The sequence below is a fragment of the Pseudarthrobacter sp. fls2-241-R2A-168 genome (assembly GCF_030209335.1).
GTDB lineage: Bacteria > Actinomycetota > Actinomycetes > Actinomycetales > Micrococcaceae > Arthrobacter.
Genome location: NZ_JARVSG010000004.1, coordinates 299,973 through 317,499 on the forward strand (window position 1 = coordinate 299,973; position 17,527 = coordinate 317,499).

The window sequence follows — 17,527 nt, forward strand, 5'->3', positions numbered from 1 at the left end:
GTTGTGGGCGCGGATCAGCACCCATAAGGCAAACGCTAGTCCTTTGCAAGGGTTTTGTGACCCCCAAACCGGCGTCTTTCTGGCCCCTGCTGCAGCCCGCCCTAGGATAAATCTGATGACTTCCCCGGATGACCCACAGCCCTTTACCTTGCGCGGTATCGCCGTGGCCGCTTTCGGCCCCACGCTGCTTTTTGGGGTCGGGCAGGGCGCCATTCTTCCGGTGGTGGCACTGACCGCCCGCGGGCTTGGTGCTTCGGTGGCCCTCGCGGCGCTGATCGTCACGCTGATAGGACTGGGCTCGTGGTTCTTCAACCTGCCCGCCTCCCTGGTGACGCTGAAGTTCGGCGAACGCTGGGCCATTGTGGGCGCCGCAGTGGCTGCCGGCCTGGCCCTGGCCGCCGCGGGGCTGTCCTCGCTGATCCCCAACGGACTGTGGCTGCTTGCGGTGGCGATGGCCGTTGTCGGGATGTCCGGCGCCGTGTTCGGGCTTGCACGGCAGAAGTACCTCACCGAGGCTGTGCCAGTGGAGTTCCGGGCGCGGGCGTTGTCCACACTGGGCGGAGTGAACCGGATCGGTGTGTTCATCGGGCCGTTCCTGGGCGCCGCGGTGATGCAGTTCTCGGGCATCGGCGGTGCGTACTGGGTAGGGGTGGTGGCGATGGCTGCGGCTGCCTTGCTGTCCCTCACCATCCCCGACCTGGAGCTGGCTGGAACGTCCGACGGCGGGCACAAGGGTCCGGAGCCCACCCTCCGTAACGTCGCTGTGTCCCACGCGAAGGTGTTCCTGAGCGTGGGTGTGGGCATCCTGCTGCTGAGTGCGCTGCGCTCCTCACGCCAGGTGGTGATCCCGCTGTGGGCGGACCACCTGGGCATGGATGCCAGTTCCGCATCGCTGATCTACGGTCTGTCCGGAGCCATCGACATGCTGGTGTTTTATCCGGCCGGGAAGCTGATGGACCGGAAGGGCCGGCAGTTTGTGGCCGTTCCGTCCACGCTGCTGATGGGACTGGCCCTGCTGCTGATTCCGCTGACCGGGTCCTTTACCGGGCTGCTGCTCGCGGCGCTGCTGATCGGGTTCGGGAACGGGATCAGCTCCGGACTGGTGATGACCTTGGGGGCTGATTTCTCGCCGGACCGCGGGCGCGGGCAGTTCCTGGGGCTGTGGCGGTTCATGGCGGACGCCGGTTCCACGGGCGGCCCGGTGCTCCTGTCCGGGGTGACGGCCCTGGCCTCCCTGGGCGCGGGGATCTCAGCCACCGGCATCCTGGGCTTCGCGGCGGCGGCCGTGTTCGCCGTCGTGATTCCCCGACTGAAGCACCGCCGGAACTACTGACCCTCCACTTGAGCCATCACTTTTGGTGCCCAAACTGCCCGGTTGGGGACCAAAAGTGATAGGGCAACGGGGTGCGGGCGCTATCCTCGACAGATGAGTGAAACGGGGATGCCCGTCCGTGGCAGTGGCCTGCAGAAAGCCGTGTGGTGGCTGCAGGACTACGTCTATGCCGCCATCTGCCAGGTCCAGGGCACAGTGTCCAGGGTGCAGCCGGGTTCCTTCCATAAAGGCCACCTCAGTCCCGTGCTGATTATTCCGGGCGTGTACGAAAACTGGCAGTTCATGATGCCGCTCATCCGGTCCATCCATGATGCCGGCCACCCGGTCCACGTGGTGACGGTGCTGCAGCGGAACAAGCTGGATGTTCCCGCCGCCGCACGCATGGTGGCCCAGCACCTGGAGGAAGCGGGCCTGCGTGATGTTGCCATAGTGGCGCACAGCAAGGGCGGGCTGATCGGAAAGTACGCCATGCTGAACCTGGACCCCGAGCACCGGATTGAGCGGATGATTGCCGTCTGCACGCCGTTTTCCGGCTCCCGCTATGCCCGCTACATGCTGCTGCCCAGCCTGCGGATCTTCTCCCCGCGCAACGCCTTGACGCTTCAGCTGGCACGGGAGGAGACCATTAACAGCCGGATCACCTCCATCTACGGCCCGTTCGACCCGCACATCCCGGAGGGCAGCGTCCTGCCGGGTGCCACCAACATCGAGCTGCCCGCCGCCGGGCACTTCCGGATTCTGGGCGAGCCGGAGACGGCCCGGATCATCGTGGAGCAGCTGAACCTTCCGGCCTAGTCTGAGGGCGTCCGGCTATCCCACCGGACCTTTTAGGCTATTGGTGAGCGACCGAAAGGAGAAGCGTCGTGACGTCCACTGGCTCCCAGCGGGCTGTTCCGGATGAGCCGGACCACTCACGTTCCAGCAGCCCCGTGGTCCGCCGGCAAAGCAGATGGGCCACCGTCCTGGCCGTCCTGCAGCGGCTGCTGTACCTGGTGGTGACCATCGCCGTGGGCTGGGCGGTCTACTATTTCCTGCTCGCCCGCCTGTCACGCGGCCCGGAACAGGCGTGGGTGTTCCTGCCGGTCTGGCTGATCCTGGCCTACGCCCTGCTGCCGCGCGTGCACAAGATCCTCAGCAGCCTGTACATTCCGGACTACTTCATCGGGAGGACGAGGACGGGCGACGGCGTTTTGGGCGACCCCGTGAACCTCGCCGTGGTGGGTCCCAGGGAGGAATTGCGCCAGGCCATGATGACGGCGGGCTGGGTGGAGGCTGATCCGATCACGCCCGGCACCGCCTGGCGCACGCTCACATCCACGGTCCTGGGGCGCAGCTATCCGGCCGCACCGGTCAGTTCGCTCTACGTATTCGGCAACAAGCAGGACCTCGCCTTCCAGCGCGAAATCGAAGGAAACCCGCGGAAGCGGCATCACGTCCGGTTCTGGAAATGCCCGCCCGGATGGCGGCTCCCGGGCGGACTCGCCGTGGACTGGGTGGGCGCCGGCACCTACGACCGGAGCGTGGGGCTGTCACTGTTCACCTTCCAGATCACCCACAAGATCGCCGACCGCACGGATGAGGAACGGGACTTCATCATCGAGACGCTCCGCTCGGCCAACGCCGTGGAGTCTATCCACATCATCCTCAACTACTCCAGCGGCTACCACCACCGTAACGGCGGCGGTGACGCCATCCGCACCGACGGGCACCTGCCGATTATCGACCTGCACCCGCCGGAGCGGTTGCGTAAATCCTCATAGGTGGCGGAACCACCGGATGGTGCTTACTCCGCGTTGAACGAGTTGCTGGTGTCCCCGGCCAGGGAGCCGCTGCTTGCGCTCAGCGTGCAGCCCGTGGCCTTTCCGGCAATCTGGAGGTCCGGGAAGGACGCAACTCCCGCAGAAGCGGATACGGTGAGGGTGCCCTTGACGGTACAGGTGGACGTCAGCGTGACCTGGGCCGAACCATCAGCCGGATTGCCAAAGGCATCCAGGAAGCGGACCGTCACGGTGGGTGTTATCGCCGTGTTTTTCAAGACTATGGCGGGAACGGCATCAAACTTCAGCTTGCCGGCCGGGGCTGCTGTGATGGTCGCGGTGACTGCAGCAGGAGCGGTCAGGCCCGGCGCCGTTGCCGTGATGGTTGCCGTGCCAACTTTGGTATCGCCGTAAAAGTACGATGCGGACGAGGACCCGGCCGGGATGGTCACTGCAGTGACCTTTGCCCCGTTGGCCGTTGCCGCGAAGAATCCCGTCGCTGCGGAGGTGGTCATGGAGACGGTGGTGGTCCCCGCCGTCACCGGGTTCCCGTAGGCGTCCTGGCGCTGCAGGGTTACCGGACCCAGTAGTGCCGCGGAGGATGCAGGGCCGGTAAGAGTGCTTCCGGGGATGAGGACCAGCTTGTTCGCGGCCGCTGGGGTGACCTCGAAACTGCTGCTGACCGCTCCGGAATATCCGGTGCTGGAAGCGGCAAGGGTGTAGCCGCTTCCAGACTTGTTAATGGACATGCCGGTGAAGGTGGCGGTGCCGGACAAGTTGGTTATGGCTGTCACCGTGCCGGACAGTGTTCCGCCGCCGGCATTGTTGGCGAAGCCGATGGTCACCGGAACGCCTGCCACGGGAAGGCCCAGCAGGGTCTGGGCCTGCACGCTGACAGAGATGGTGGCCGTGCCGGCTGTGACGCTCGCAGCCGGCTGCGACGTGAACGCCAGAACGCTCACACTGCTGACGGTTACGCTTCCGCTCGCGGTGCTGGCGGCAGTCCATGAGCGGTAAACCGCCGTGACCATGTATCGGTGGGTCCCCTCCGGTACAGAGGTGTCCGTGCAGGAGGTGGCAGCGATAGGTGCCGAAGGGCTCGAACCGCACGCAGCAATGGCCGTGGTGCCGGTAAGCCGAGTGACGTAGTAGCCCGTGGGGACGATCGCACCGGTGGAAGCAGTCCAGCTGACGGCAACGCTGGAGTTGCTGGTGGCCGGCACCGACACGTTGGTGGGCGGCAGCAGCGTAGCGACTGACGCCGTCGTACTCCCCGTTCCGGCGGCGCGCCAATAGGCGGATGCCGGAACGGCGCCCACGAGGGTCGCAGCGATGAGAACGATAACGGCCAAGGCCGCTGAACGAACCATCGGAAAAAACAAAACCAGCTCCCGCCGAAGCCGGGGGGTGGCTTCGGGGGAGCTGGCGACTGTGGGCACGGGAACCTTCCAAAAAGTCGAGCTTGTAGCAGTTAGGCGGGCTTCATCACCATCGGGCTATGAAGCTGATGGACTGTTCCAGGAAGGTTAATCCCTGCCCTCTTCAGCTGGCCGAGAAGTGCAGGGGCACCGCGGCACCCTTGCAGCCGTCCTGGTTGATGCCGGGGCGGTCGACCATCTGAAGGGTAACGGTGCCGGTCACGGCGCCATTGGCCGCGATCTCGGTGGGAGTGAAGGCCGGCGTGCCGACTACGAAGTCAGCTGCCGAGCATCCGGTTACAGCGGTCCAGGCCGCACCGTCCGTGCCGGCGACCGTCACAACAACGTTGCTGAGTTTCTGGACGCCGGTGCCCGGGTTGGTCACCGTGAAGGTGGCCGTCTTGGTGGGGCCGTTGGGGGAGAGCGGGTTCCCCGTAATCGTGCTGGAAATGGTGAAGTTGGTGGCGGTGCCGGCGGCGGTGGTGGTGTCGTGCGTGCCGGTAGCGCTCCAGTAGGCAAAGGCGGCTCCGCCGCCGATGGCTACCAGTGCAACTGTGGTACCGATGATGCGCTTTTTACGTCCTGCAACCTTGCCCATGATGTGCCCCTAAAAATTTTGTGCGGTGTTCCGCTGAGACCTTGTGAGCCTTAGCGGCTCCGATAGGAATAGCTTCGCGGAGCTGCCTCAAATTACACACGGGTAATCACTCAAGGTTCTGTCAATAGTTCATCGACGTTTCCGCAGGTCAACGGCATCCTTCCCAACCAGGTACCGCTAAGTGACGTTATGGAGCATCAAAACGACACTTCGCGCTACCTGGTTGGGCTGGGGAAACACGAAGGGACTGTTCCCGCAGACCCGCGTGTGCCAGTCTGTGTTGAGGGGGCCCTTTCCCGGTGGCAGGAGGACGGACATGAGGATCGCCTCAGGGCAGTTCAGTGCCGGCCGGGTACCCCGGAACAACCTGCAGCAGATCGCGCAGCTGATGGAAGCTGCCGCCCTGGGAAACGCGGACCTCCTGGTGCTTCCGGAGTCCAGCCTCTACGCCAGCGCCGAACCAGCCACCGTCCTGGCCGTTGTGGCGGAGCCCCTGGACGGCCCTTTTATCAGCGGTATCGCAGCTCTCGCCAAGAACCTCCGGCTGCCCGTCGTCGTGGGCACCACCGAGGCCAATCCCGACGGCCTGCCGTTCAACACCCTGGTGGCACTCGACGCCGCCGGCGCCATCCAGGGCACGTACCGCAAAATCCATCTGTACGACGCCTTCGGCTACCGGGAAAGTGACGGCACCAGCCAGGGATCCATCGGGGTGCCCGCCCTGCTCTCCTACGGCCAGCTGCGCCTGGGCATGCTCACCTGCTACGACCTGAGGTTTCCGGAGAGCGCCCGCTACCTGGTGGACGCCGGAGCCAACGTCCTGCTGCTGCCTGCCATGTGGATCGCCGGGCCGGGCAAAGAAGACCACTTTTATACCCTGCTGCGCGCCCGGGCCATCGAGAACACCTCCTATGTAGTGGCGGCAAACCAGTGCGGACCGCTGGCCACTGCCTATTCCATGGTGGTGGATCCCTTCGGGGTGGTGATCGCCAATGCCGGCGAGGCGCCGGGCCTGGTCTTTGCGGAGCTTGAACCCGAACGGATCGCGGCCGTCCGGACGCGTGTGCCCTCCCTGCGGAACCGCCGTTTTCGGGTGGTCCCGGCAGACGAGGAATGAGCCGCAAGAAGTGTGATCGTCTTGACACTTGGAATTGACACTGGCGAAACATTCCGGGGCTGCATGGGCCATAAAATTGGAGTCAGTAATTCTTCCTGGAGGGACCTCAGTGCACACCACCGACGCCGCAATGAAACCTGTCATCGGACTCACCACCTACCTTGAGCAGGCGGGTACTGATGGTTGCGGCACGGTCAGGGCAGCTTTCCTTCCCGAGACGTACCTGAAACCGATCATCGCCGCTGGCGGCATGCCCATCCTGCTGCCGCCGCAGCCGGTGATGGCAGGCGTGGTGGAACTGCTGGTCAGCAGGCTCGACGGCCTGGTGGTACCGGGCGGCTGGGACGTCAACCCGGCCCTGTACGGCCAGGAAGCCCACCCCGCAACCGACGCGCCGCATCCGGAGCGGGACGCCTGGGAGCAGGCCCTCATCCAGGAAGCCATCCGGCAGGACGTTCCACTGCTGTGCATCTGCCGCGGCGAGCAGCTGCTGAACGTGACGCTCGGCGGCAGCCTCCACCAGCACCTGCCCGATGTCATCGGCAGCGGCAATTACCAGCCCGGAGGCTACACCTTCAACCGCATCCCGGTGGAGATCAAACCCGGTTCCCACCTGGAGCAGCTGATCGGACCCAACCCCGGGCCCGTGCCGGTCTCCCACCACCAGGCCGTGGACAAACTGGGCGAGGGCCTCACCGCCGCCGCATGGAGCGAGGACCAGGTGGTGGAAGCCATCGAGCGCCCTGCCAGCACGTTCGCCCTGGGCGTCCAGTGGCACCCGGAGGAGTTGCCGGAGGACTTCGGCCTGTTCCGCGGGTTTGTCGAAGCAGCCCGCGGAAAGTTCCTGTCCCGGCTGGTGCCGGCCACGCCGCCGTCGTCCGTCTCCGCCGAAATCAATGCCAGCATGGCCGGACCCGCGCTGGCCTGACCCGGAAGCTTCCTTTCAAGAGCAGCGGAACCGCCCCGAAGCAGCACGTCAAAGTGCGCCGTTCTGGGCGGTTCCTGCGTTGCAGCTTGCCCGATATAAATAAGCATGCTTAGTATGTTTTAGACACTGAAGTTAAGCCAAAGCTTCATGGGTTTGATCCAGGAGCGAATGATGGCTGATTTCCTTATCGTTTTTCCTCCTGCCCATCGACCAGCCCCTTGCAGGGGAGCTGACGGTCCTAAGGGGCAGCTGTGATGCGCCGGGTAGGTGTTGAGGAGGAGTTCCTCATCGTCGATGCCGCGGACGGGCATGCCGTGCCCCTCGGAGACCTCCTGGAACGCCTGAACGGTGACGACGGGCTGAGCCGGGAGATGAAGCAGGAGCAGATCGAAACCTGCACGCTGCCGAGGATCAGCCTGGACGAGCTCGCCCGGGACATCACAGTGCGGCGGCTCAGCGCCGATTCAACTGCCCGCGCAGCGGGGGCACGGTCAGTGGCCCTGGCCACGTCACCCCTACATGTCAAAACCACAACGAGCCCCGGCCTGCGGTATGAGCGGATGATCGAGCGGTTCGGCCTGACGGCGGTGGAGCAGCTGACCTGCGGCTGCCATGTACATGTGGAAATCGAGTCGGACGAGGAAGGCGTCGCCGTCCTGGACCGGATCCGGATCTGGCTCCCGGTGCTCATGGCCATCACCGCCAATTCCCCTTTCTGGAACGCCACGGACTCGGGGTATGCAAGCTACCGCTCCCAGGCGTGGAACCGGTGGCCCACCGCGGGGCCCTGCGAGATTTTCGGATCAGCCGATGCCTACCACCGCCAGGTCAACGAGATCTTGGGTTCCGGAGTCCTGCTGGACAGGGGGCAAATCTACTTTGATGCCCGGCTCAGCCACCGGCATCGCACCGTTGAAGTACGGGTGGGGGATGTGTGCCTTTTTGCCGACGACGCCGTCCTCCTGGCCGGGCTGGTCCGGGGCCTGGTGGAGACGGCAGCCAGGCAATGGCGTGAGGGCGTGCCTCCCGCCCCTGTCTCCGCCACACAATTGCGGCTTGCTTCCTGGCAGGCGGGCCGCTTCGGGCTCGACGGCGACTTGCTGGACCCTCTCACCGGCCGGCCCCGGCCCGCGTTCGAGGTGGCCATGGCGCTGCTGGATCACGTGCACGCAGCGTTGAAGAGCCAGGACGAGTTCGATGTTGTGGAGTCCCTGCTGTTCCAGGTGCTGACCAGGGGTACAGGCGCTGCACGCCAGCGTGCCGCGTTCGCGGAGCGCAGCCTGTGCCACGTCATCGCCGACGCCGTCCACATCACCAGCCTGCCGGCCACACCGCTTCAGACGCTAAGGGGATTGCCGCTGCTGGCCACCGACCAGAGTTCCTAGACAACCATCCGGGAGGACACATGGACCAGAACGAAACACCGGTGCTTGATGCACTGGCCGAACACCAGAAACTGGACAGGTACGGCTTCACACCGCCTGCCCACCGCCAGGGCCGCGGCGTCGATCCGCGGGTGCTGGAGGTGCTGGGCGAACAAAGCTTCAAGTCCGACGTCGTTGCCTCCTCAGGCCTGGACGACCGGCAGTCCTCCAATGGCTACCTGTCCAAAGCAGAGCAGCTCCTTGCCGAAGCCGTGGGAGCAGACAAGGCCTTCTTCACCACCTGCGGCAGCTCCCTGTCCATCAAGGCCGCCATCCTGGCCGTCACACGCGGCGAGGGGGAGCTCCTCATCAGCCGCGACGCCCACAAATCAGTGGTCTCCGGGCTTGTCCTGTCCGGGCTGCAGCCCCGGTGGATCAAGCCGCGCTGGGACAACGAGCTCAAGCTGAGCCACCCGCCGTCACCGGAAACTGTTGAGGAGATGTGGCAACGGTACCCGGACGCATCCGCCGCATTGATCGTCAGCCCCACCCCCTACGGCACGTGCGCGGACCTCAAGGCCATCGCCGAGATCTGCCACAAGCGGGGCAAACCGCTGATTGTCGACGAGGCCTGGGGCGCCCACCTGCCCTTCCACCCGGACACCCCCACCTGGGCCATGTCCGCCGGCGCTGATATCTGCGTGGTCAGCGTGCACAAGATGGGACTCGGGTTCGAGCAGGGCTCCATTTTCCACCTCCAAGGCAACCTGGTGGACCCCGTCCGCCTCAACCAGTGCGCCGACGTCCTCTCCACCACCAGCGCCAACACGCTGCTGTACGCGGCGATGGACGGCTGGCGCCGGCAGATGGTGCAGGAGGGCAAAGCCATGATCGACAAGGCCCTGGAGCTCACCAGAGGACTCCGCCGGGACATTGAGGCGATCCCCGGCCTGCACGTCCTTGAAGACGAACTCGTCCACGCCGAAGCCTCCCACGACCTGGACATCCAGCACATCATGATCGACGTTTCCAGCCTCGGCATCAGCGGGTTCCAGGCCACCGACTGGTTGCGCGAAAACTGCCGCATCGACATGGGCACAACAGACCACCGCCGGACCGAGGCGGTGATCTCGGCGTCAGATGACCAGGAAACTGCGGAGCGTCTCCTGGGCGGGCTCCGCGCACTCACCGAAGCCGCTCCGGACCTGCCCCGGCCTCCCGCCGTCGTCATCCCCAGCGAGGAGGACCTTTTCCTGGAAACGGTGATGCTGCCCCGGGATGCGTTCTTCGGGCCGGTGGAAGTCATCCCGTGCGAGGAAGCGCCGGGGCGTATTGCCGCAGAAATGGCCACCCCGTACCCGCCGGGTGTGCCGCTCCTGCTGCCCGGCGAGCGGATCAACAAAGCCGCCATCGACTATCTCAGGAGCGGGGTGGAGGCAGGGATGGTCCTGCCTGATCCCGCCGATCCAACGCTCAAGACCATCAGGGTGGTCCGTGAAGAACCACACCGATCGCAGTAAATCGCAAGGAACGAGGACAGCAGCATGTGCGGTATAGCCGGCGAAATCGCCTTCAACGGTAGACGGGCCTCGCAGGAGGCAGTTCTGGACATCATGGGGGCAATGACGTCGAGGGGACCGGACGGACGGGGAACCTGGGAGGCGGGCTGGGTTGCACTGGGGCATCAGCGGCTCAGCATCATCGACGTTTCCACGGCGGGCGCCCAGCCCATGGTGGACGACGGCGGCCTGGCCATCACCTTCAACGGCTGCATCTACAACTACAAGGAGCTGCGCCGCGAACTCGAACCCGAATTCACCTTCCGGTCCACCAGCGACACCGAGGTGATCCTGAAGGCCTACCGGAAGTGGGGCGACGACTTCGTCCACCACCTGGTGGGGATGTTCGCCATCGCGCTGTATGACCCCCGGCGGCAGGAAGTCCTGCTGGTCCGGGACCGGCTGGGCATCAAGCCCGTGTACGTTTCCCACCGGCACGGCCGGCTGCGCTTCGCGTCCAGCCTGCCTGCGCTGGTGGCTTCCGGCGGGATCGACACGTCCATCGACGAGGCTGCACTGCACCATTACCTGAGCTGGCACTCGATCGTTCCCGCCCCGCGGACCATCCTGGACGGCGTCCAGAAGCTGCCCGCGGCCACCATCCGCACCATCCGCCCGGACGGGACCTGGCACGACCGCGAGTACTGGAAGCCTTCCTACACGCGGAAGGCGGAGCACTCGGGCTGGTCCGCTGCCGACTGGCAGGACGCCGTCCGCGAGTCGCTAAAAACGGCCGTACGACGGCGGATGGTGGCCGATGTGCCGGTAGGCGTACTGCTCTCCGGGGGACTGGATTCGAGCCTCCTGGTTGCGTTGCTGGCGGAGGAAGGCCAGCACGGCCTCTCGACCTTCAGCATCGGGTTCGACGGCGCGGGCGGCGATTCCGGGAATGAGTTCGCCTACTCGGACCTCGTGGCCCGGGAGTTCGGAACCAGGCATGAGCAGCTGCACGTGAGCACCTCCGAGTTCGCCCCGTCCATTGCCGGGGCAGTGGGGGCGATGTCCGAGCCGATGGCCAGCCATGACGTGACGGCCTTCCACCTACTGTGCCAAACCGTGACGGAGCACGTGAAGGTGGTGCAGTGCGGCCAGGGCGCCGACGAGGTATTTGGCGGGTACGGGTACCACCAACCGCTTGCTTCTGCGGGCCGGTCCGGGGCTTTATCGGCTTTTTCAGCGAGCTTTGTGGACCACAGCCATGAGGAGCTCCTGAACATCCTGGAGCCCGAGTGGTACTCCGGTACAGATGTAAGCCGTGAGGTCCTGGCCGACAACCTGCGCGCTCCCGGGGCGGAGACGGCCCTGGATGCAGTGTTGCGGCTGGACACCCACCTGCTGATGGTGGACGACCCCGTTAAGCGGCTGGACAACATGAGCATGGCATGGGGCATCGAAGCGCGCGTCCCGTTCCTGGACCACGAACTGGTGGAACTCGCCGCCGCCTGCCCGCCCGAATTCAAGGCCTCCCAGGGCGGGAAAGGAATTCTGAAGGACCTGGGCCGGCAACTGCTCCCGGCGGCTGTGGTGGACCGGCCCAAGGGATACTTCCCCGTCCCGGCCCTGCGGCACCTGGAAGAACCCTTCATCAGCATGGTCCGCGAAGCGCTGCACGCGCCCGAGGCCAAGCAGCGCGGGCTCTTCCAGCCTGCGTACATCGACGGTCTCCTGGCCAACCCCAACGTGCAGCGGACCCCGGTTAACAGCAACGTGCTCTGGCAACTGGCACTGCTTGAAATGTGGCTCCAGCACCACGGGGTGGGCTGATCCTTGGCCCTGGAAGGCACCCACATCTCCCTGTTGTCCCCGCTCCGGCAAGCGGTGGGCGCGGACTTTGCCGCCGTCGTCGGCCAGTTGTCCGGGCTGGTCCGGATTCCGGCCATGGCGTGGGACTCCTTCGACCCGGCCGAACTGGACACAGCCGCCAAGCACGTAGCTGCGCTGCTTCACGAGGCCGGGATCACCGACGTCGACATCCTGCAGGCACCCCGGCCGGACGGTGCACCGGGGGCACCTGCGGTGGTGGGACGCAGGCCTGCCCGCAACGGCAAGCCGACGCTCCTGCTGTACGCGCATTACGATGTCCAGCCGGCAGGTGACATCACGCTCTGGGAGAGCCCGCCGTTTGACGCCGTGGAGCGGGACGGCCGGCTCTGGGGCAGGGGAGTGGCGGACAACAAGGCGGGCGTGATGCTGCACCTGGCCGCTTTCCGGAACGCGCTGCACGTGCTGGGCGATGATCTGGAGCTCGGGGTGACGGTGTTCATCGACGGCGAGGAGGAAGCCGGTTCGCCGTCGCTTCCCCTGCTGCTTCAACAGCACGCGGACCTGCTTCACGCCGACGTCCTGGTGGTGGCAGACTCCGGAAACTGGAAGGTGGGGGTACCGGCGCTGACCACCAGCCTGCGCGGGTTGATCCTGGGCACCATCGAGGTGCGGGTACTGGACCATGCGCTGCATTCGGGCACGTACGGCGGGCCGCTGCTGGATGCGGTCACCGTGCTGTCCGCTTGATTGCCACGCTCCATCACGACGACGGCAGCGTCGCGGTGGAGGGGCTCCTTTCCTCTGATGCACCGGGGCCTTTGCTGTCCGAGGAGGAATTCCGGGCGGATTCCGGCGTGCGTCCCGGGGTTCCGCTGGCCGGCTCGGGGTCCTTGACGTCGCGGCTGTGGACCAAGCCGGCGCTGGCGGTTATCGGAATGGACGTTCCTTCGGTGGCCCTTTCCTCGGACACTCTGCTGCCGGTGGCCCGGGCCAAGTTCAGCCTCAGCCTGGCGCCGGCGACTGATACGGCTGCCGCGATGGAGGCAGTCCGCCGGCATGTGGAGTCACACACTCCCTTTGGCGCCGACGTGACCTTCACGCCCGCCGGCCGGACCGAGGGGTTTGCGGGCGACGCAACCTCACGGGCCGCCCGGACCATGCTCGGGGCGATGGAGGACACGTGGGGCGTCCCGGCCGTCTGCATGGGGGTGGGCGGCTCGATTCCGGCGGTCGACATCCTGACCAAGCTGTACCCGCGGGCGGAGGTCCTCATCACCGGGGCGGAGGATCCCGATTCCCGGGCCCACGGGGCGAACGAATCAATCCACCTGGGCGATTTCGAAAACGCCATCGTCGCCGAGGCTCTGTTGATTGCCCGGCTTAATTCCCCGGACTGACCCTGCGGCGCGGCATCAGCGCTGAGGTGAGTCCCGCCGTCGTGCGGAGAATGCGAACAGGGCAGTGGTGGCGACGGTGGCCAGATACCCGGCTATGACAATCAGGGAGATACCGGCCCAGAAGTAGTTGGTGGTGCTGGTCTCCTGCCAGGGGCTCGGCGCGATCCGGGCCAGCGAATACATCGCCACGGCCGCCGACGACAGCCCGATCACCACCGGCAGCGACAGCCAGACCCTGGCCGAACCCACGTGCGCGCCGAAACCGTCCCAGGCGTTCCACATTCCCCGCCGGATGATCAGCCAGCCTGCGGGAATCATAAACGCGCCCACCAACAGGAATGCGGCCACCACGTCGGCCGGCCGGTGCCACTGGTTGATCAGCGTGGACACGCCGGAGGCGATGGCGAACGTGCCTCCCACGAAGCCGGCCATCGGCCGCCACCGCGGCGATGCCATCAGGAATACGGCAGCCGCAGCGGATGCCGCGAGCGTGGTGTGGCCGGACGGCAGCGAGTTCAGCTCCAGCGTCACCACGCCCTTGTCCGGCCGCGCCGGCAGCAGGTCCTTGAGCACCTGCGTGGCGATGTTCGCGCCTATGCAGGCGGCCACTGCAATGCCGGCCTCGGTCCAGTGCTTGCGGATCACGGTGACAAACAGGACCACGACGGCGGCCATCACCAGTGAGATGGTGGGCAGCAGGTCCAGGAACTTGGTGCTCGCCTTGCCCGCCGGCCCGTGGATCTGCACAGCCTCCACCAGCGCCGACTCGTCAATGAACTGGCCTGTGGTGGTCTGGACAAAGTAGTGGTACGTCGCGATCAGACCGGCGATGCACGCCAGCGTGGCAAGAACGAACAGGAAACCCGAACCCGGAGCGGGCCGGCTGGGTGTCCTGGTGGAGGTCTGCCGCGAGATTGTCACCGGTTAAGGGTGTCACAGAAAGCTGGGAGCTGGCCGCACCCCAACTGGGTAGCGCTAACTGTCGTTTTCGAGCTCCAAAACGACACTTGGCGCTACCTAGTTGGGCAGGCGGGGCGGGACAGCGCCCAGCCGCGGGATGCTGGCCGCCGCAACGAGCACCGCCAGGGCGCCCAGGCCGAAAGGCAGGGCCGTGAGGGTAGCGATACCGCCCACCAGCAGCGGCCCGCCGGCGTCGCCCAGTTCCCGCCCGAGTTCGGCGGACCCCATAGTCCGTCCCATCCGCTCCGGCGGTGTGGTGTCCGCGAGGTGGGCGAACCCGAGCGGGGTAACAGCACCGATGCCCGCGCCGATTACTGCGGCGGCGACGAAAATGGTGACCACGCCCGGGGCGAGCGCCACCAGGCCGACACCCGTAGCGATCAGCAGCAGGCCCGCCGTCGTGCCCCGGTTGTCCGTGATGCGGTGGCTGTCCCGCATCCGGCCCATCCACGGCTGGACCAGTACCGAGCCGGCGGCGAGGACGCTGACGGCTGCAGTGCCGGCCAGGGCGCCGAGCCCGTGCCGGGTGGCCAGCGCGGGAAGGAAGCCAACGGCTGCGCCGAGTGCAGCAGTGGACGCGGCCAGCACCAGCGTGGGCACCAGGAAGCGGCGCTCGCCCACCTGCCGTGCCAGGTCCATCACCGTGTACCGCTGGCGGGGGAGCGGCTCCAGGTGCGGCACCGCAGCCAGGACCCAGACCGCCGTCGCCACAGCCAGCGCGGAAAGGGCCCCGAACAGCAGGGGGAAGCCGCCGGCGAAGATGAGGCCGGCGCCGAGCAGCGGGCCGATGATGTAGCCCAGGCTCTTCCAGGACCCGTACCTGCCGAAGTACGTGCCGGCTTTTCCGCCGCGTGCCAGCCTGGCCACCATGGAGGACGACGCCGGGGAAAACGCCGACGCCGCCGCGCCCTGGCCCAGCCGGGCCAGCGCCAGCATGAGCGGATCCGCCGCCCACAGGCCGATCAGGGACAGCGCCGCAAAGGCGAAGAGCCCGCCGACGATCACCGGCTTGGGGCCAACCCGGTCACTGAGGGCGCCGAAAACGGGTTTGAGGAACACCTCCGAGATGTCGTACAGCGCAAGGAGGATGCCCAGGTTAAGCAGCGTCAGGCCGATGTTGCCACTCTGCGCGCCCAGGCCCGCAGCAATACTGTGCGCGCCGAACGCCGTAACGAATCCGGCGGCGTAGAGCGGGGCGGAGGATGAGCGGGTGGCAAGGCCGGAAGCGGTCACACCCGCGAGTTTATCCGCTGCAAGGGTCAGGAGAGCGAGGCCGCCAGCTCTTCAATGATCTCGAACTGCTCGCGGACGCCGTCCTCCATGCCGGACTGGACGATCATGTCGCGCACTTCCTTGCTGCCCGCATCGGTGCGGATGCTGACCAGGGTGGCGCCGCCGTCGGCCTCTTCAAAGGTGACAGTGTTCAGCACGGCGCCCTCCTCGCTGTCTGGAGCTGTGCCTGGCGTCTCCATGATTTCGGTGTGGACGATCCGCTCGTTGGGCACGATCTCCCGGTACGTCCCGTGGAAGGCCACCTCGGATTCACCGTGCGCCACCATCACATACCGCCAGGCACCTCCCACGCGGAAGTCCATGTCTGCCACCGTCATCTCCCCGCGCCTGCCGGGCCACCATCTCCTCACGAGGTCCGGCGTGGTCCAGGCTTTGTAGACGAGGTGCCGTGGCGCGTTGACGGTGCGGGTGATCAGGATTTCCTGATCGCTGGGAAAGCTGACGTCCAGAATGCTGGTGTGTGGCATTGCCCTGCTCCTACTCTTGCGTGTCTGACTCTTTGAGGTCCTCCAGCACATCTTCCAGGAGCTCGAAGCGCTCCTCCCAGAGATGCCGGTAACCGGCCACCCAGTCGTGGATGGGCTTGAGGGCTTGCGGATTAAGCCGGTAGACGCGGTGCCGGCCTTCATCACGTACGACGACGGCCCCCACCTCGCGCAGGACCCGCAAGTGGCGTGACACGTGCGGCTGTGCCAGGCCGAGCAGGTCCACCAGCTCGTTGACGGGCCGCTCGCCTTCGCTGAGGGCGTCCAGGATCTCCCGGCGGCGGGGCTCGGCCACCGCGTTGAATGCATCTGCCGTTGTTGCCGCCCGCGCCATGGACACATCATATATCCATATGGGTATGAGTGGAAGATCTGTTGGAGCGCGCGTTTCAGCGCTTGCGGTGTTCAGTCTTCCCAAAACCGTGAAGCTGAGTAGTGTGCGGATCAAGGGAACCATGGGCTCACGCGGGGCTTCGAGGGGCAGCGCTTCCTCCCGCCGGAGGAGATGCTGTGTTCAACAAAGGAGGACGGCTGTGACCATCATCGACAACGCTGTGTATGTTGACGGGCTGCGCACGCAGGACCCCGGGAGCCTGGACGAAACCTACTTTGTGCTGCGGCAGCGGGAGGGGATGGCCTGGATCGGGCTGTACCGGCCGGACGCCGAGGAACTGCAGTCCGTGGCCGAGGAGTTCGACCTCAGCCCCCTGGCCGTGGAGGACGCCCTCGCCGGGCACCAGCGCGCCAAGCTGGAGCATTACGGCGAATGCGTATTCCTGGTCCTGCGGCCCGCCCGCTACCTGGACGACGTCGAAAAGGTGGACTTCGGCGAGATCCACGTTTTTGTGGGCCAGGACTACGTAGTGACCGTCCGGCACGCCGAATCCCCGGACCTCGCCAAGGTCCGCCGGCGGATGGAATCCATGCCGGAGTTCCTCGCGCTGGGCCCAAACGCTGTGCTCTACGGCATCCTGGACCAGGTGGTGGACGAGTACGAGCCGGTGGCGGCGGGCCTCGAAAACGACATCGACGAGATCGAGGACGACCTCTTCGGCGCCGACCCCGACGTTTCCCGCCGGATCTACGAACTCTCCCGCCAGGTGATCACGTTCCAGCGGGCCACCAGCCCCCTGGCGGGCATCCTGCAGGCCCTCACCGCCGGCACTCCGGAGCGGGTGCCCCACCCCGAACTCCAGGACCATTTCCGTGATGTGCTGGACCACGTGCTGCGGCTTAACGAACGCGTAGCCTCCTTCCGGGCGCTGCTGCAGAACGCCCTCGCCGTCAACGCCGCCCTCGTGGCCCAACGGCAGAACGACGAGATGCGCCGGCTCACTGAATCCAGTTTTGCGCAGAGTGAGCAGGTCAAGCGGATCTCGTCCTGGGCGGCGATCCTGTTCGCCCCGACGCTCGTGGGAACCATCTACGGCATGAACTTCCGCTCCATGCCCGAGCTGGACTGGGTGTTCGGCTACCCCTTCGCGCTGGGGTTGATGGTGGCCATGGGACTGGCGCTCTACTGGACGTTCCGCCACAACAAATGGATCTAGCGGC

17 protein-coding genes are annotated in these 17,527 nt (G+C 66.0%); 11 read left to right on the plus strand and 6 right to left on the minus strand.

Going from position 1 to position 17,527, the window contains the following annotated elements:
* Nucleotides 1–115 precede the first annotated feature (115 nt).
* From QRN11_RS03325 to QRN11_RS03335, 3 genes are all read left to right on the plus strand, one after another.
* The gene (locus tag QRN11_RS03325) at nt 116–1,333 is read left to right on the plus strand and encodes an MFS transporter (protein ID WP_285249876.1); all 1,218 of its coding nucleotides are present in this window, start codon (nt 116–118) and stop codon (nt 1,331–1,333) included.
* Between the two features lie 93 nt (nt 1,334–1,426).
* The gene (locus QRN11_RS03330) at nt 1,427–2,128 is read left to right on the plus strand and encodes an esterase/lipase family protein (protein ID WP_285249877.1); all 702 of its coding nucleotides are present in this window, start codon (nt 1,427–1,429) and stop codon (nt 2,126–2,128) included.
* Between the two features lie 68 nt (nt 2,129–2,196).
* Nucleotides 2,197–3,093 carry an LssY C-terminal domain-containing protein gene (locus QRN11_RS03335; protein ID WP_285249878.1) on the plus strand — a complete coding sequence of 299 codons (897 nt, stop codon included), beginning with the start codon at nt 2,197–2,199 and terminating at the stop codon, nt 3,091–3,093.
* A gap of 23 nt (nt 3,094–3,116) precedes the next feature.
* Here QRN11_RS03335 and QRN11_RS03340 read toward each other — a convergent pair whose 3' ends face one another.
* On the minus strand, nt 3,117–4,442 hold the full coding sequence (locus QRN11_RS03340; protein WP_285249879.1) for a hypothetical protein: 1,326 nt from the start codon (nt 4,440–4,442) through the stop codon (nt 3,117–3,119).
* A gap of 190 nt (nt 4,443–4,632) precedes the next feature.
* Nucleotides 4,633–5,106 carry a hypothetical protein gene (locus QRN11_RS03345; protein ID WP_142063947.1) on the minus strand — a complete coding sequence of 158 codons (474 nt, stop codon included), beginning with the start codon at nt 5,104–5,106 and terminating at the stop codon, nt 4,633–4,635.
* Between the two features lie 316 nt (nt 5,107–5,422).
* Here QRN11_RS03345 and QRN11_RS03350 point away from each other — a divergent pair, with 316 nt between their 5' ends.
* From QRN11_RS03350 to QRN11_RS22495, 7 genes are all read left to right on the plus strand, one after another.
* A complete protein-coding gene (locus QRN11_RS03350; RefSeq protein WP_091416311.1) occupies nt 5,423–6,223 on the plus strand; it encodes a carbon-nitrogen hydrolase family protein in 801 nt (266 codons plus the stop codon).
* Nucleotides 6,224–6,332: 109 nt separating this feature from the next.
* Complete coding sequence (locus tag QRN11_RS03355; protein ID WP_285249880.1) at nt 6,333–7,151, plus strand: gamma-glutamyl-gamma-aminobutyrate hydrolase family protein; 819 nt, start codon at nt 6,333–6,335, stop codon at nt 7,149–7,151.
* Nucleotides 7,152–7,405: 254 nt separating this feature from the next.
* Nucleotides 7,406–8,536, plus strand: coding sequence for a glutamate--cysteine ligase (locus tag QRN11_RS03360; RefSeq protein WP_285249992.1), 1,131 nt, complete (start codon nt 7,406–7,408; stop codon nt 8,534–8,536).
* Nucleotides 8,537–8,556: 20 nt separating this feature from the next.
* A complete protein-coding gene (locus QRN11_RS03365) occupies nt 8,557–10,035 on the plus strand; it encodes an aminotransferase class I/II-fold pyridoxal phosphate-dependent enzyme (protein WP_285249881.1) in 1,479 nt (492 codons plus the stop codon).
* Between the two features lie 24 nt (nt 10,036–10,059).
* Nucleotides 10,060–11,838 (plus strand): N-acetylglutaminylglutamine amidotransferase, encoded by a 1,779-nt coding sequence (locus tag QRN11_RS03370; RefSeq protein ID WP_285249882.1) that lies wholly within the window; start codon nt 10,060–10,062, stop codon nt 11,836–11,838.
* A gap of 3 nt (nt 11,839–11,841) precedes the next feature.
* Nucleotides 11,842–12,585, plus strand: coding sequence for a M20/M25/M40 family metallo-hydrolase (locus tag QRN11_RS22490; protein ID WP_350223963.1), 744 nt, complete (start codon nt 11,842–11,844; stop codon nt 12,583–12,585).
* Entirely contained in the window at nt 12,582–13,235 is a 654-nt protein-coding gene (locus QRN11_RS22495) for a hypothetical protein (protein WP_350223964.1), read from the plus strand. Before QRN11_RS22490 ends, QRN11_RS22495 begins: the two co-directional genes overlap by 4 nt.
* Before the next feature lie 15 nt (nt 13,236–13,250).
* Here QRN11_RS22495 and QRN11_RS03380 read toward each other — a convergent pair whose 3' ends face one another.
* The 4 genes from QRN11_RS03380 to QRN11_RS03395 all read right to left on the minus strand — a co-directional run bounded on the left by QRN11_RS03380 (nt 13,251) and on the right by QRN11_RS03395 (nt 16,307).
* Complete coding sequence (locus tag QRN11_RS03380; protein WP_285249883.1) at nt 13,251–14,156, minus strand: phosphatase PAP2 family protein; 906 nt, start codon at nt 14,154–14,156, stop codon at nt 13,251–13,253.
* 96 nt (nt 14,157–14,252) lie between these two features.
* Nucleotides 14,253–15,428 carry an MFS transporter gene (locus tag QRN11_RS03385; RefSeq protein ID WP_285249884.1) on the minus strand — a complete coding sequence of 392 codons (1,176 nt, stop codon included), beginning with the start codon at nt 15,426–15,428 and terminating at the stop codon, nt 14,253–14,255.
* 26 nt (nt 15,429–15,454) lie between these two features.
* Nucleotides 15,455–15,955 (minus strand): SRPBCC family protein, encoded by a 501-nt coding sequence (locus QRN11_RS03390; protein ID WP_285249885.1) that lies wholly within the window; start codon nt 15,953–15,955, stop codon nt 15,455–15,457.
* Nucleotides 15,956–15,965: 10 nt separating this feature from the next.
* Nucleotides 15,966–16,307 (minus strand): ArsR/SmtB family transcription factor, encoded by a 342-nt coding sequence (locus tag QRN11_RS03395; RefSeq protein WP_285249886.1) that lies wholly within the window; start codon nt 16,305–16,307, stop codon nt 15,966–15,968.
* A gap of 199 nt (nt 16,308–16,506) precedes the next feature.
* Here QRN11_RS03395 and QRN11_RS03400 point away from each other — a divergent pair, with 199 nt between their 5' ends.
* Nucleotides 16,507–17,523: a magnesium and cobalt transport protein CorA gene (locus QRN11_RS03400; RefSeq protein WP_285249887.1), complete on the plus strand. Its 1,017-nt coding sequence runs from the start codon at nt 16,507–16,509 to the stop codon at nt 17,521–17,523.
* Nucleotides 17,524–17,527: the final 4 nt, after the last annotated feature.

What these genes read in the sequence shown, in the direction of transcription:
- QRN11_RS03350 (WP_091416311.1), top strand. Translation starts at nt 5,423, where the DNA reads ATGAGGATCGCCTCAGGGCAGTTCAGTGCCGGCCGGGTACCCCGGAAC.
- QRN11_RS03360 (WP_285249992.1), top strand. Translation starts at nt 7,406, where the DNA reads ATGCGCCGGGTAGGTGTTGAGGAGGAGTTCCTCATCGTCGATGCCGCG.
- QRN11_RS03395 (WP_285249886.1), bottom strand. Translation starts at nt 16,307, where the DNA reads ATGGCGCGGGCGGCAACAACGGCAGATGCATTCAACGCGGTGGCCGAG.
- QRN11_RS03370 (WP_285249882.1), top strand. Translation starts at nt 10,060, where the DNA reads ATGTGCGGTATAGCCGGCGAAATCGCCTTCAACGGTAGACGGGCCTCG.
- QRN11_RS03345 (WP_142063947.1), bottom strand. Translation starts at nt 5,106, where the DNA reads ATGGGCAAGGTTGCAGGACGTAAAAAGCGCATCATCGGTACCACAGTT.
- QRN11_RS03330 (WP_285249877.1), top strand. Translation starts at nt 1,427, where the DNA reads ATGAGTGAAACGGGGATGCCCGTCCGTGGCAGTGGCCTGCAGAAAGCC.
- QRN11_RS03325 (WP_285249876.1), top strand. Translation starts at nt 116, where the DNA reads ATGACTTCCCCGGATGACCCACAGCCCTTTACCTTGCGCGGTATCGCC.
- QRN11_RS03365 (WP_285249881.1), top strand. Translation starts at nt 8,557, where the DNA reads ATGGACCAGAACGAAACACCGGTGCTTGATGCACTGGCCGAACACCAG.
- QRN11_RS03390 (WP_285249885.1), bottom strand. Translation starts at nt 15,955, where the DNA reads ATGCCACACACCAGCATTCTGGACGTCAGCTTTCCCAGCGATCAGGAA.